The sequence below is a fragment of the Bradyrhizobium ingae genome, assembly GCF_055791185.1.
Genome location: NZ_JBVUBB010000029.1, coordinates 26,048 through 39,842, shown reverse-complemented (window position 1 = coordinate 39,842; position 13,795 = coordinate 26,048). Strand labels below are relative to the sequence as shown.

At 56.2% G+C, this 13,795-nt stretch carries 12 protein-coding genes; 5 read left to right on the top strand and 7 right to left on the bottom strand.

The genetic code is table 11. The features are described from left to right. Window positions 1-221 precede the first annotated feature (221 nt). From ACV1FX_RS30660 to rfbC, 3 genes are all read left to right on the top strand, one after another. Window positions 222-809: a helix-turn-helix transcriptional regulator gene (locus ACV1FX_RS30660; RefSeq protein ID WP_473121284.1), complete on the top strand. Its 588-nt coding sequence runs from the start codon at window positions 222-224 to the stop codon at window positions 807-809. A 45-nt stretch (window positions 810-854) separates the two neighbouring features. Beyond that, a complete protein-coding gene (locus tag ACV1FX_RS30655) occupies window positions 855-1,826 on the top strand; it encodes a glycosyltransferase family 2 protein (RefSeq protein WP_473121283.1) in 972 nt (323 codons plus the stop codon). 177 nt (window positions 1,827-2,003) lie between these two features. Further along, on the top strand, window positions 2,004-2,576 hold the full coding sequence (gene rfbC, locus ACV1FX_RS30650) for a dTDP-4-dehydrorhamnose 3,5-epimerase (RefSeq protein ID WP_254103109.1): 573 nt from the start codon (window positions 2,004-2,006) through the stop codon (window positions 2,574-2,576). 657 nt (window positions 2,577-3,233) lie between these two features. On the opposite strand, the gene ACV1FX_RS30645 is transcribed toward rfbC, so the two are convergent. Continuing rightward, window positions 3,234-4,241 carry a glycosyltransferase family 2 protein gene (locus ACV1FX_RS30645; RefSeq protein ID WP_473121282.1) on the bottom strand — a complete coding sequence of 336 codons (1,008 nt, stop codon included), beginning with the start codon at window positions 4,239-4,241 and terminating at the stop codon, window positions 3,234-3,236. A gap of 189 nt (window positions 4,242-4,430) precedes the next feature. On the opposite strand from ACV1FX_RS30645, the gene ACV1FX_RS30640 reads away from it, so the two are divergent. Continuing rightward, window positions 4,431-4,610, top strand: a complete 180-nt coding sequence (locus ACV1FX_RS30640; protein ID WP_473121281.1) for a hypothetical protein — start codon at window positions 4,431-4,433, stop codon at window positions 4,608-4,610. A 31-nt stretch (window positions 4,611-4,641) separates the two neighbouring features. Here ACV1FX_RS30640 and ACV1FX_RS30635 read toward each other — a convergent pair whose 3' ends face one another. The 6 genes from ACV1FX_RS30635 to rfbB form a co-directional block, all read right to left on the bottom strand. Next, window positions 4,642-5,424 carry an ABC transporter ATP-binding protein gene (locus ACV1FX_RS30635; RefSeq protein ID WP_473121280.1) on the bottom strand — a complete coding sequence of 261 codons (783 nt, stop codon included), beginning with the start codon at window positions 5,422-5,424 and terminating at the stop codon, window positions 4,642-4,644. A 2-nt stretch (window positions 5,425-5,426) separates the two neighbouring features. Then, the gene (locus ACV1FX_RS30630) at window positions 5,427-6,191 is read right to left on the bottom strand and encodes an ABC transporter permease (protein WP_473121279.1); all 765 of its coding nucleotides are present in this window, start codon (window positions 6,189-6,191) and stop codon (window positions 5,427-5,429) included. 160 nt (window positions 6,192-6,351) lie between these two features. Beyond that, entirely contained in the window at window positions 6,352-8,310 is a 1,959-nt protein-coding gene (locus ACV1FX_RS30625; RefSeq protein WP_473121278.1) for a glycosyltransferase family 2 protein, read from the bottom strand. Window positions 8,311-8,349: 39 nt separating this feature from the next. Next, window positions 8,350-9,222, bottom strand: coding sequence for a glucose-1-phosphate thymidylyltransferase RfbA (gene rfbA / locus ACV1FX_RS30620; RefSeq protein WP_473121277.1), 873 nt, complete (start codon window positions 9,220-9,222; stop codon window positions 8,350-8,352). After that, complete coding sequence (gene rfbD / locus ACV1FX_RS30615; RefSeq protein ID WP_473121276.1) at window positions 9,219-10,112, bottom strand: dTDP-4-dehydrorhamnose reductase; 894 nt, start codon at window positions 10,110-10,112, stop codon at window positions 9,219-9,221. The genes rfbA and rfbD overlap by 4 nt, the downstream gene beginning before the upstream one ends. Window positions 10,113-10,119: 7 nt before the next feature. Then, window positions 10,120-11,163: a dTDP-glucose 4,6-dehydratase gene (gene rfbB, locus ACV1FX_RS30610; protein WP_473121275.1), complete on the bottom strand. Its 1,044-nt coding sequence runs from the start codon at window positions 11,161-11,163 to the stop codon at window positions 10,120-10,122. A gap of 1,385 nt (window positions 11,164-12,548) precedes the next feature. Between rfbB and ACV1FX_RS30605 the strand changes: the two genes are divergently transcribed. After that, entirely contained in the window at window positions 12,549-13,790 is a 1,242-nt protein-coding gene (locus ACV1FX_RS30605) for an O-antigen ligase family protein (RefSeq protein WP_473121274.1), read from the top strand. The last annotated feature ends 5 nt before the right edge of the window (window positions 13,791-13,795 follow it).

The following is a 13,795-nucleotide window of genomic DNA, read 5'->3' as shown; positions in this document are numbered from 1 at the left end:
ACGGGTAGGGAATAGTGGAACTCGCGTCGTTGTTCCGGAATGGGAAGCTTTATTCTCGCTGAGCGGCAGATCGGACAGGGATCCGCCAATTGTCGGAAATCACTTGAACCGCACCTTACGTCAGGTTGTAGGCACGCTTGGAGACTTGCTCATGACCAACGACGCGTAGAGTTGAAATGCTTGATTTGTGCGCAGGAAGAGTCGCGTTCCATCAGTCCTCCATGAACGCGGAGGAGTATTCGAGCATCATCAGCGTGCTCGACGTTATCAACTGTCCGGCCATTTGGATGGATCGCAACGGCTCGGTGCTGGCTGTGAGCGCCAAGGCTTCAAAGCTGTTTGACGGCGAGCTCTTCGTGCGGGGGCGACGTCTTTACGTCACCGATTACCAATCGCGCATGAAATTGGAGGAGTTGCTGAATCGGGTCCGTTTGGCGTCCTGCTCGCAAGAGATTTTCGCTTCGCAGGTCGTAATCCATCGTTCGGATCGTCGACCGATCATTATCGAAGCCGTCTGGCAAGACTGGACCTGCAAAAGCTCGACTTGTGACACCGGCGCTCTTCTTCTCCTGACGGACCTGAATGAGACGCCTGTCATTTCTCAAATGTCTCTTATGGAGATCTTCGGCTTGACTCGCGTTCAAGCGCATCTTGCACGACTCCTCGTCATGGGAAAATCGCTAAAGGAAATCGCGCGCGAAATGAACATTTCCGCGGGAACAGCTCGCAATCACCTCAAAGCCGTTTTTGTGCGGACCGCAACCAAGCGACAGGGCGAGTTGATCTCGCTGTTGTCCCGCCTTCGATAGTGCTGCGAATATTGGTGTGAGCAGCTTGTATCTCGGGCCGCCTCTATGAGAAATAGCCGACCGGATTTCGTTGTTGCAAGCGATCGCAACACGTACAGCCCACACGTAGCTATCCTGCTCGCTGTTAGGAATGGCGCACGTTTCCTGTGTGAACAACTCCAATCATATGCGGAGCAGACCCACCCCAACTGGTCCGTCCATGTCTCGGATGACGGATCCAGCGATAGAACCCGCGATATAATTCAGGACTTCGCGGGCGGCGTGCCGCAGGAGGTGACCCTGCGCTGTGGCCCTCGCACAGGAGCTGCGGCCAACTTCTTAAGTTTGTTGCGCGATGGCAAAATTGAGGCGGATTATTTCGCCTTCAGCGATCAGGATGACATTTGGTATGCCGAAAAGCTCGGCCGGGCGATCAACATGCTGCGCACTGTGCCGCGCGACCAGCCCGCACTCTACTGTTCGCGAACTGAACTGATTGATGAAGCAGGGCGCCATCTTGGATACTCGACCGCATTTAAACGTCCTCCGAGCTTTCGAAACGCGCTTGTCCAAAGTGTCGGCGGAGGAAACACTATGGTGTTCAATCCGCTTGCCGGCGATCTGCTCCGGCATGTGCCCGATGAGATCGTTGTCGCCCATGACTGGATGACCTATCTTACGGTCTCTGCGGCAGGCGGTATGATCTTCTATGATCAGACCCCTTCGGTGAGATATCGTCAGCACCGGGACAACTTGGTTGGGTCAAATCTGGGCTTTCAAGCCGCCGTTCATCGCGCGAAGAAGATCCTTGCTGGTCAGTGGCGAGGCTGGAATTCCCTCAATGTCAGGGCACTGACGCACCACCTATCACACCGCATGACAGAGGAGAACATGGGTGTTCTCGAGAGATTCGTTGAGATGCGCCTAGCGGAAAGCCTCCCGCGACGTTTGTGGAACTTGTGGCGGTCCGGAGTTTACCGGCAGACGCCGCTCGCAAATCTCGCAATGCTGGCGGCTGTGATCGCGAACAAGATTTGATGATCTTCTTCCGACGTGAGCTTAGGTGCTTGGGGCCTAATTTTGTTCGACTACCACCTCGAAGCCTCCCTCATATCTGATCGCCCTGCCTACTCGCCTTCGTTTGCTAATCGCAGCGCTCACACGCTCCATGGTGAAGACCTGCGGTCGTATTCAATATCATCGAAAGGAAGTCACATGACGGTCGAGATCCAGTCTCTTGCCATCGCGGAGGTGAAGCTCATCCGGTCACCGAAATTCGGCGATCATCGGGGCTTTTTTTCCGAGACCTGGAATAAGCGCGCCTTGCGGGAGGGTGGTCTTGATCTTGATTTCGTGCAGGATAACCACTCGTTCTCGGCTGCGACAGGCACCGTGCGAGGGCTACATTTTCAGATCCCACCGCGTGCGCAAGCAAAGCTTGTGCGTGTGGTACGCGGCGCCATCTTTGATGTTGCCGTCGATATACGCGACAACTCACCGACCTATGGTCAGCACGTGAATGCTATGATTTCGGCCGAGACAGGGAGCCAACTTCTGGTACCTGCAGGCTTCGCGCATGGCTTCATGACGCTCGAAGAGAATACGGAGGTCCTTTACAAGGTCACCGATTATTACGCTCCAGACTGCGATAGGGGCATTCTTTGGAGCGATCCCGACCTCGGGATCGAGTGGCCGCTACGCCGTGCGCGTGCAGTTCTTTCGGACAAGGACAGCCGGTATCCGCGCCTTAGGGACTTGACAAATGTAAGCTCCGAAGCGCGGGTTTGACATCAGCCTCCAGCCCTTCGCTTTGGAACAACCAGCCAGGTATCTGCAGCGACAGCACAGTGCCTGGTCTGGTGTTGATTGGCCGTCGATCACCCCCTAGCATGGCGCATGTATGCTCGTGGCGTGAGCGTCATCTCAAATCCTAGCGAAGAGAGCACCTCTCAGCCTGACCGCATGACCTCCGAGCTTACTGTGACCGGTCCCCGAGCATGTAGCCGCTGCGTTCTATCGGTACATCGACGCGACCAATTGAGCCCCCTCGCGGCATCTTCCAGGAACCAGCGTCTTGCGCGGGGCAACCGCCGATACATGTTGGGATATAGTTCTAACCGACCAGGATGCATACAGTTTGCCGGGTTGGCAGCGCCGAGCGGGCGACAGGCTGTCGACCGTCAGGGCAGCGACTTTCGGCGTTACGGCTCAGGCCATTCCTTATAGTCCAGCCAAAGATGATTGCTGAACCTTGCAGCAGAAGGCCTATCCCCGAGAGCGACCGAAAATTGCTCATCTCTTGGATGGAGTGACACGGTTATTTGCCCTGCTCGTTCAGATGTGTGGGACCCACGCAATAGATGGCCCCCCGTTTCATGAGATCCTCAACCGTTGCGATCTGCTCAGAGACTGTCTTCGCTGCTTCGTGGATCACCGCGCCTGCCTTCACGACGCACGAGCCCGGATCAGTCCTGTCAGACAGTGTCTGATACCGACACCTACGTAGCCGATTATCGGATCGCGCAGCAAAGTGCCCATCGAACGAAACATCAAAGCATGTCGCTTCCTCAAGTGCGGCAGGATCGCTCCGATGTCGGTAAGGACACGGTTGATTGCCTCGCGGTCACCGCGGCGAACAGCCGTTACGTATTCGCCGTGCAGGTTTGCGTAGAACCGCGGCGCGATCAGGTCACGGACGAAATACCGATTCTGACGAGGATTGTCGGGAAAGGTCGTCGCAAGCTTGTATGCGTAGATCATACGGGACTTCGCCATGCGCGGGCTATACGATGTCGAGCCTGGATAGATGCGCCATTTCGAAAGAGGTTCGTCAAGATAGACGTGATCGTATCCGGCGCGAAACAGCCGTATAAACAGGTCATCGTCCTCATAACCGGATAGCCTTTCGTCGAAACCACCGACGGCCTGAAATGCTCGGCGCGAGATGAGTGAGGCTGATGGCAGGATGAACATGTCCCTGGCCAGACAGTCGATAATGCTTTGTTTCGGGTGTTGAGCGGGCACCCCATCCAAATAGCGCTTTGTGACCATTCCGCCGCTTTCATCGATTTCATCAAGGTTGCTGTAGACCCAGCCAAGCGGAATTCCGCGCTTCTTTTGGAATGGCTTGGACAGCCTCTCGAGGTGATGAGGATGCCAGATATCATCCTGATCAAGCAGGGCGATCAGACGACTTTTGGAGTGGGAGACGCCGAAATTTCGAGCAGACGATTGACCGCCGTTCGGCTTGCGAAGCAGCCTGATCTCCGGATGTACCATCGCCAGGCTCGCGACGATGGCCGCTCCATTATCGGTAGAGCCGTCGTCCACAACCAGAACCTCGCTCGGGGGAAGGGTCTGAGCCAGCACGCTCGCGACAGATTCTTTGATGAACGTGGCGCCATTGTACATCGGAATAATAGCCACGATCGAGAGATCATCGGACGCGCCCATGGGAACTCCTAGTTGTCAACCTGCAGTGAAGGGGATCTAATCTAACGTTGAATCTATCGCAATCCGGGTGCCGAACAAGTTGGCGACAGCGCTGCGCGGAAGTCGTATCACCGATACAGATCAGCGCTCCCTAAACGACCAAGACACGTGGTCGTCCGACATAAGCAAGCAGGCCACCCCGAGCGCGCCATGTGGGCACCGGTCCATCCTGCGCCGCGCATTGTCGATCTCTCCTACGGCGATGTGCTGATCGCTGACGTGCATCAAAACGATCGGGTGTCGGATGTCGTCGCGCTCGCGCAGCCGTGCAGCTGGCGCCCCATCCCCAACGCATCTGCGTCGACAATCCGGCCCGCGTGCGGCGAGTGAAGAGCGCGTCCCGAACAGACGCTAGCAAGTATCAAGTACCACCGGCGCAGATCTCCGCGTATGCTTGTAGGACAGCCTCAATTTCACCAAACATCTGGATTTGACCGCGCTCCATCCAAATGGCTTTCGTGCACCACTGCCGACAAATTTCGAAGCTGTGAGAAGCAAGCACCAGGATGCTGGCTCGTTCGACGAAGGAAGCTACACGGTGCTGCGCTTTGGCAAGAAAAGCTGCATCGCCAGCCATGATCCACTCATCCATCAATAGGATTTCCGGCGAGAAACAGGTTGCCACGGCGAACGTCAATCGCGTCATCATACCCGATGAATAGGTGCGTACCGGGATGCTCAGATAGTCACCGAGCCCGGTAAAATCGCCAATGTCCGCCATGTGCGATTCTATCTGGCTCGAGCTTAGCCCAAGCAGCATGCCCCGCAGCCGGATATTGTCGTATCCGCTCAAGTCAGCATCGATTCCCAAGGCGATATCAAACAGAGGTGAAATTCGGCCACGGGACGTCACGTTCCCGCTTGTCGGTTGGTAGACTCCGGCCATTGCTCGAAGCAAGGTTGTCTTACCGGCCCCGTTACTTCCGATGAGAGCTATGCGGTCACCGGCGGTCAACTGGAAAGAGACGTTTCTGAGCGCCTCAACGACGATCCGATGGCTGGCATCTGTTGCAAGCTGGCCGCCTGTGCCACGAAACAACAGATGCTTCTTGAGTGAGCGCGAACCTGTTTGGTAGATCGGAAAGGAAACGCTTACATCGTCAAACGCAAGCAGAGGCGTCCGGTCAAAGGCTGATGTAACCATCCTTAAATCCAATACGCGATTCGGCCGCGGAAGCGCGAAAGCAGATAGACTGATACGCTGATGTTGAGGACCGTGATCAATACGACTGCACAGTAGTTCTCTGTTGATGGCATCTCTCCCAGGAGCGGCGCCCGCGCCACCTGCAGCAGATGAAAGAACGGATTGAACCGGGTGATAAAGGCGTGTCCTCTCAGTGAGTCCGGCCGCCAAAAGATCGGTGTGAGAAAGAACAGAATTTGGACGAGCGAATTGACGACTTGCGGAATGTCGCGAAATCTCGCGGAGACCATTCCAATTGTCAGGCTTGCAAAGATCCCATTCACGACAATGGCCAAGAGGCCAACGATCGCTAAAAGGGCAACCGATCCGGGCCAAATTCTGAAATAGATAACAACGCCGAAATATACGATGAAATTGTGTGCAAAAATGATCAGCTTGGTCCAGTTGAAACGAAAAACATAGACCGAGAAAGGCAGGCTAATTTGCTTGATGTAGCACTCAGAGCCGGTGAACAGCGTCCCGCTCTCGGTCAAATAGCTCGCCATCAACGTCCAGACCAACATGCCGGAACAGAAGAACGGAATAAATCGGTCGACCTCCTGCTGAAAGAGCTCCGCATATACCACGCCTAAAGCGATGACCATGACGCCCATGCTGGCGGTCAACCAAAACGGGCCCAGAACGGAGCGCCGATACCGCTGGACGATCTCGTTCCAGCCCAAGGACCCCCAGAGCCTCCAATGGGTCAGACCACCCAGGAAATCCAAGCGGGCACTCTTGAAGCCTCGAGCGGTAGTCGTTGCCGGGAGGCGGACGTCGAGCTGACTTCGATCGACAGACAATGGATGCATCGGCTTGCTCGGTTACTTCGCGGCGTGCTGAGTTTGTCTCAAGATTGCAAAGACTTGAGGTCTGAAGTCGGTTGCATCAATCATGCAGTCGGCCCGCGGCGGTGGATCTGGATGCGATGCGCGCCTGAACTTGGGTCTCTTTGCTGAAGGGCTTCCCAATCACCGAATGATCACGCGCCGCTAGTTGATCTTGCCACGGCTTGCGGCGTCGCGGTGGAAACGCGAGTTCAAAGGAGGTTGTCGCGTCGTTGACGAGATTGTCGTTGTGAAAGGGATCACGCGACAGCTCCAGGCTCCATGTTTTGAGCATGTGGGCGGCTTCGGCTCGCACATCTTTCGAATTATCTACGAGTGCGTCGGAGTTTTCGCCCCTCGATTGATGATGATAGAGCTCCGCATGCGGGGTCCAGATGTTCCGGTACCCGCAGCGTCTGACCTTCAGACAGAGGTCAACGTCATTGAACGTAACGGGCAGGTTGATGTCATCCAGTCCGCCGACCTGTTCGTACACCGATCTTCGTACAAGAAGACAGGCTCCAGCTACGGCGGAGACTTCGGAAACCAGCGCGTTCCGACCGAAATACCCGGCCGCATTTCGGCGCAATCGATAATTGAACGGATTGGCAATACCGGGCAAGGCGAGCGCCAACCCGCCATGTCGAACGCGACCATCCGAATGGACCAGCTTGGCCCCAACTGCACCCACATCGTCTCGAACGGCCCATGAGACCATTTCGGAAAGCCAACCCGGATTGATGACCTCGATTTCATCACTCAACAAACCGAGTATTGCTCCGTTTGCCTGACGGGCTGCCATATTGACCATTGCAGAATAGTTGAACGCCCCCCGGTAGGTGAGGGTATGAACGCGGGGATCGCCGCTGAGCTTTTGAAGCAGCGATTGGCGTTCCGCGGATCGGCTTTCGTGTTCGACCACAAGAAGCTCGACGTTGGGATAGTCGGTCTGCTCAAGGACATCGCTTGCGCAAGCGCCAGGCAAGCCTGTTCCGACGCGTGTTGGGACGATGAGCGTGACGGTCGGAGCAGTTGTTGGAGGCGTTCGGCGAACACGCACCCAACGCGGCAAAACGGGGTGTGATTCCGCGACGGCGTTCTCACGACCTCTCTGCAGGTGCTCGTCGATGGCCCGTCGAGCCGCTTGAGCACACCGCGCGGGTGTTGCTTCGGAGAATGACCTCGCTCCAAAATCGCGACGCCAGTGATAAAGGACAGTTGGAATGTGGTGAATTCGATCGGGTGAGCTGGATTCAACACATCGCAGTGCGAGATCGTAGTCCTGACTACCTTCAAAGCCCAATCGAAATCCGCCAACGCTCTCCAGGAGAGAGCGCCGATAGACTCCCAAATGACTAATGAGGTTGTGGCCCAAGAACAGCTCTTTGTTCCAGTCCGTCTTGAAATAGGGGGTCTGACGGCGACCTCGCCGATCGATCTGATCTTCATCACTGTATATAATGTCGAGATCGGAGCGGTCATTGAGCGCCACGACGACTTCGTAAAGGGCGTGGGAAGCCAGGACGTCGTCGTGATCCATCAAGGCGACAAACTCGCCTTGAACGAGCGATAGCGCAGAATTGGAGGCGGCCGAAATGTTGCCGTTAACGGCTCGCCTGACCAGCTTGATTCGAGGATCTCTCGTCGACTCTTCCAGCAAGGCTTGTACATGCCAATCCGGCGATGCATCGTCGGCAATGCACAGCTCCCAGTTAGGGTACAATTGCTCGCGAACGCTTTCAATTGCCGCACGGAGAGCCCAGGTCGGCGGGTTATAAACCGGCATGACGACGGACAATAGCGGCTTGTGTCGTAAGAGCTCTACATGGCGACGGATTGCGTCAACATCTGACGGGGTTAGCGTGTCATATTGTTGAACCCACTTCTGGTATTGTCGCGTTTGCAGTTGGTTCGTAGCCTTGAATAGACGTTTGAGCGGCGAGCGCATCCAGTTCGGCAAGCGATGCGCGTGCGACCTCAAATAGTCGAGGTGCTCATTTGAAGCGAGTTTGTGGAACACTTTCTTGCACTCTCTCGATGCTGACCCAATGTTCCAATGTCAGCTGTGGCTATCGGCAACGCCAACGATGTATCGCGCGTAGTCGCCTTTTCCCAACGTTCCGGCAAGCCGGATCAGTTGGTCGCGATCAATGAATCCCTGTCCGAAGGCGATCTCCTCTGGGCACCCAATTCTGAATCCCTGACGTCGCTCGAGCACGGAAACAAACTCCGCCGCGGTGAGCAGGCTGTCGGGCGTTCCGGCGTCAAGCCAGGTGAAGCCGCGGCTCATGCGCTCGACAGTAAGCTGCTCCCGATCGAGGTAAGCCCTATTCAGATCGGTGATCTCCAGCTCGCCCCGAGCCGACGGCCGTATTCCGGCTGCCAGATGGACAACCTGCGGGTCGTAAAAATAAAGTCCTGTCACGGCAAAGTTGGACTTTGGTTGTCTTGGCTTCTCCTCAAGGGAATTGGCCTTGCCGCTCTCATCAAAAGTGATGACGCCGTAACGCTCCGGATCCGAGACCTGATAGGCGAACACGGTGGCGCCGATTGTGCGTGCACGTGCGTTCGCAAGCAGCGCAGGAAGACCGTGCCCAAAGAAGATATTGTCGCCCAAGATAAGCGCTGAATTGTGCCCTTCCACAAACGTCGCACCAATAATAAAGGCTTGCGCCAACCCCTCAGGCTTTGGCTGTGCCTTGTATGACAGTGACATCCCCCATTGAGTGCCGTCTCCAAGAAGGGACTGGAACAACGGAAGATCGTGGGGCGTCGCTATAATCAAAATGTCTCGAATACCTGCGAGCATCAGGGTTGTAAGGGGGTAGTAGATCATTGGCTTGTCGTAGACCGGCAGAAGCTGCTTCGATGTCACTGCCGTCATTGGATGAAGGCGAGTACCGTTCCCTCCGGCAAGGATGATTCCCTTCATAGTCCTTTCTCCTCGTGCGAAATGCGATCCAAGCAGGCCGAGATGGATGATGGTGTCGGTGGCAAGCTGATCTCGAAAAGTGAGCGCAATCGTTCAGTGGACAGCTGCGAATTGGCTGGCCGTAAGGCCGCAGTCGGATAGTCAGCGGACGAAATGGGTTCGACTGCGGCCGAGGGACCCGCTCGTTTCGCGCTTTCGTTAAAAATCAGACCGGCAAATTGATGCCACGTCATAGCTTCCAACCCGGCGAGGTGGGTAATCCCGCTATAGTGCTGCTGCCAATGTCTCAATCTTCTGGCGATTGAGACGATCGAAGCGGCGATGTCGGGCGCATAGGTCGGGCAGCCGCGTTGATCGTCCACCACGCGAACGCACTCTCGTTCCGCGCCTAACTTCAGCATCGTGCGAAGGAAATTGTGCCCGAACGGCGCATAAATCCAAGACGTCCGCAAGATCACGTGGCGAGGATTGGCGGCGGCGACAGCAAGTTCGCCCTCCAGTTTGGAGCGTCCATAAACGCCTTGCGGATTGGGTTGGTCCGTCTCGACGTAAGGGCCCAGCTTTTTGCCGTCGAAAACGTAATCAGTGGAGAGATGAATGATAGTCGCACCAATCGCGTTTGCCGCTTTCGCGACTTCGCCGGCCGCGTCGCGGTTTATGGCATAGGCTTGATCGGGTTCCGTCTCCGCTCGATCAACAGCTGTGTAGGCAGCTGGATTGATCACGATATCCGGCCTGAACGACGTAATTGCACTGGCCACGGATTGGGGCCGCGCGAGATCGAGCTCGGGCCGGCTCGCAAAACCAATGACCAAGTCGCTCACGAACGCAGCCAACTCTCTGAGGGACCTCGATACTTGTCCCTTCGTCCCGATCACGTAGAGGCGCACGATGTTCTCATCCTCTTACAAGACCGAGGCGTTCGCCGGCATATATCTTCTCTCTTAGAGGCTGCCACCAATGTTGGTTTGACAGGTACCAACGGACCGTCTTCGCAAGTCCGCTCTCAAACGTTTCTTGGGCTCGCCAACCCAACTCATTTTCGAGTTTCGAGGCGTCGATAGCATAGCGGCGGTCGTGACCCGGCCGGTCCGGCACGAATTGGATGAGCTCGTGATGCGACCGATCAGTTGGACGCAGGAGGTCCATCCACGAGCAAACCTGGCGCACCACATCGATGTTCTGGCGTTCATTTCTTCCGCCGATATTGTACGTCTCGCCCGGTCGTCCGCCCTTCAAAATGAGGCCAAGCGCGCGCGCATGGTCTTCAACGTGGAGCCAATCGCGAACATTCGAGCCAGTCCCGTATACGGGAAGCGGCTGGCGATCCAGGGCATTGAGGATCACCAACGGGATGAGCTTTTCCGGGAAGTGATAAGGGCCGTAGTTGTTCGAGCAATTGGAAACGATCACCGGCAAGCCATACGTTCGATACCAGGCCTTCGCGAGATGATCTGATGCGGCCTTGGTCGCAGAGTAAGGAGAGCTTGGATCGTATGGCGTAGCTTCAGTGAATAGTCCGCGCTCTCCGAGCGAACCATAGACTTCATCAGTCGAGACGTGGACAAAGCGAAAGTCTGGCACGTCTTGAGATGAGACGTGTCGCCGGGCAGCTTCGAGCAAGGCGAAGGTCCCCATCACATTGGTTTGCACGAAGACATCAGACCCTGAAATCGATCGATCAACGTGGCTCTCAGCGGCCAAGTGAACCACGCCGTCGGGGCGATATTTCGCAAACAGAGCGTCGACGGCATCCTCGTCACAGATGTCCCGCTGCTCAAAATGATAGCGCGGATTGTTGGCAATGGGTGCCAATGACGCCAAGTTCCCCGCATAGGTGAGCTTGTCCACCACGACCACTTCGTAGCCGAGCTCTAGAACGAAATGACGGCAAACCGCCGACCCGATAAAGCCGGCGCCACCCGATACGAGAATGCGCATTCAATTGCTCAAGCTTCGGCAGCTGAAAGGCGGGATTACGCCAGCCCGTCTTGGCTGCCCTTGTCCTTTGACACCGGGAACCGCTCCACGGCATCCTGCAATCGACCTCGAAAGCGGGATCATCTTGCGCGATGGCGCGATCGCACCGAAGTGATGAGTTCGTCGGTTAGCTTGCATATCCCGGCCGTCGGTATCGATTTCCGTACCCATGCGGGAAGCTTTGAGGGAGCGCCAGTCCCATTTGAGATAGGCGGGTTTGTTATTGTCACGACACAGCGTTCGCCCAGGATCGGCTACTCGGCCTATCGGAAACAGTTCGCCAGCCGAGGTGAAGCGTGAAGTCTGCGCGGCCCAAGGTCTACGCTAGGTAGGCGTGTCTCAAACGCGCCACGATCATGAACGACGTAAGGCGAGCCGAGTAGGCCTTTCGTGCTCTTGGCTATTATCTCGGTTGCTCCTCTGCCGTGTATCATGTGGAACAACGGTTCTTGCCGGTACGCTAGCAATGGTGGGCGAACCAAGATCGCTGCAGCGCGCGTTCGCCTGAAATGGACTCGAAATAAGACCACTCGATGCAAAAGGCGCCTGCTCATTGAAGGTCCCTGATTGTTGCGCGAGTGCGGCCGAGGACATGACGTGTCCTGGGCCCCACACGGTGACTGATGTTCAACGGATTATATTTGTGAACTGGTTGAGCTTACGCCCCTCGCGAGAGGAACCGCGGCAGGTGGATCGCATCCCAAATGGGACGCGCGGGGCGTTTATTCCACTGCTATGTGCCTCGTCACGATTCCTAATCCTGCGTGTGGCCTCGCTGCGCCGATCGAGGGGCATCCCGTTGAGCGATTGGCAGGAGCGGGCAGCTGGAAGCGTCGACGTCCATGACCCGAGAATGACACCACCTGCGCGCACTTGGAAAAGGGCCTCACGTTTGGTTGACATCGCGGGCTCGACAACAGGGCTGGCAAAGACAACGAAGGCCGTCAGCCCGTGGATTTGCCTTCACGAAATCTTACTGGATCATCTTCCGCGCATCATCGACACAGAAAGAGCCGTTCCTTTCTGAGTTTCCTGCTTTTCTGAGTTTCCTGCTTGGGAAATTGTGCAACAGCTAGCCGGAATTTGGCGGTGACAGAAATTGTAACCGCCGGTTTCGCGCCTCCTTCCATGGACAAACGGTCGAGCCCATCGCGACATGGCGATCGATCCGCTTCATAAGTCTCAGCGCGACCGCAGTCGGCCGCAATGGGACACGGGTACTCAATATGCAGATAATGTCAGCTGTTCTACTTTGTTCTCGGCGATTTGTGACCGAGGCATCGCTCGCCTGCACAACGTGGAGCGGCCCAGAGGTCGGCCGTGCTGACAGTCTGAGGCTGCGGAATGTGGACATCGTCGTGCTTGCGCTTGTGGCCGGACTGCCCTGGTCGACGAGCCTAACCAGCATACTTGGAATCGTACTCTTCTTTGGCATTTTGACAACGGTCCGCACTGAGCGGATGCTCGCAACTATCAGTCATCCCGCCGGCGCGCTGCCGCTCGCGCTCGTACTGCTAGCGGCGATAGGGGTAACCTGGGCAAGCGGAGTCCCTTGGCCGGAGCGGCTCAGTGCTTTGGGAAAAATGACCAAGCTACTGTTGCTCCCGCTCCTGTTGTTCCATTTCCAATCCAGTCCGCGCGCCAAATGGATGTTCGCAACCTTCGTAGGCTCGAACATGGTTCTGCTGGTCTACTCCTTCGTTGCATCGGCAGTGCCGGAATTGGCGATTGTTCAAAGAGTAGGTGGCCTCGGCGTTCCCGTGAGAAATTACATTGACCAAAGCCAAGGGTTTTCGCTTGTTGCCGTGGCGTTGGCAGGCCTGGCATTCGAGGCTGCGTCTCAGCAGAAGCATTGTTGGGTTGCGGCGCTGGGTGCGGTCAGTCTCCTATTCTTTGCTAACCTTGCCTTCATCAACGTTGCCCGGACGGCGTTCGTCTATTTGCCGATAATGCTGGTCCTCCTGACAATACGTTACTCAAGCCGAAGAACTGCGTCGGTGGGGTTCATCGGAGTCTGCATCTTATGCGGGGCATTGTGGCAGACATCTCCCAATCTCCAGCGAAAAGTCTCAGCCATTTTCATAGAAGTGGCTGCATTCCAGCCTGATGCCGAGATCGGAGAGAAAGAGCCTTCGGCAGCTGAAAGGCTCGAATTTTGGCGCAAGTCGTTTCAGTTCATTGAAAGAGCACCGGTCCTGGGTCATGGGACTGGTTCGATCCGACGCCTTTTCGAGCAAGAATCGATTGGGCGAACTGGAATATCGGCCCTGGTTGTGAGCAATCCTCACAATCAGACGCTCGCTGCCGCGGTGCAATGGGGCAACGTTGGAATCCTCCTCGTCTGGGCCATGTGGATAGCGCACCTACGGCTTTTCTGCAGCAGGGCCCTGGTCGCCTGGATCGGAATGCTTGCGACAGTGCAGAATATCGCAAGCTCGATTTTCAATTCGCACCTGATGGACGCGTACGAAGGCTGGCTTTACGTATTGGTGGTCGGGATTGCAGGCGGAGAATTGTTACGGATTGAGAGTCGTAACCCGGCCCCTTTGGATTCCGCCATCCGGCCTGGTTCGCGCAATGTCGAGTAGGCAAA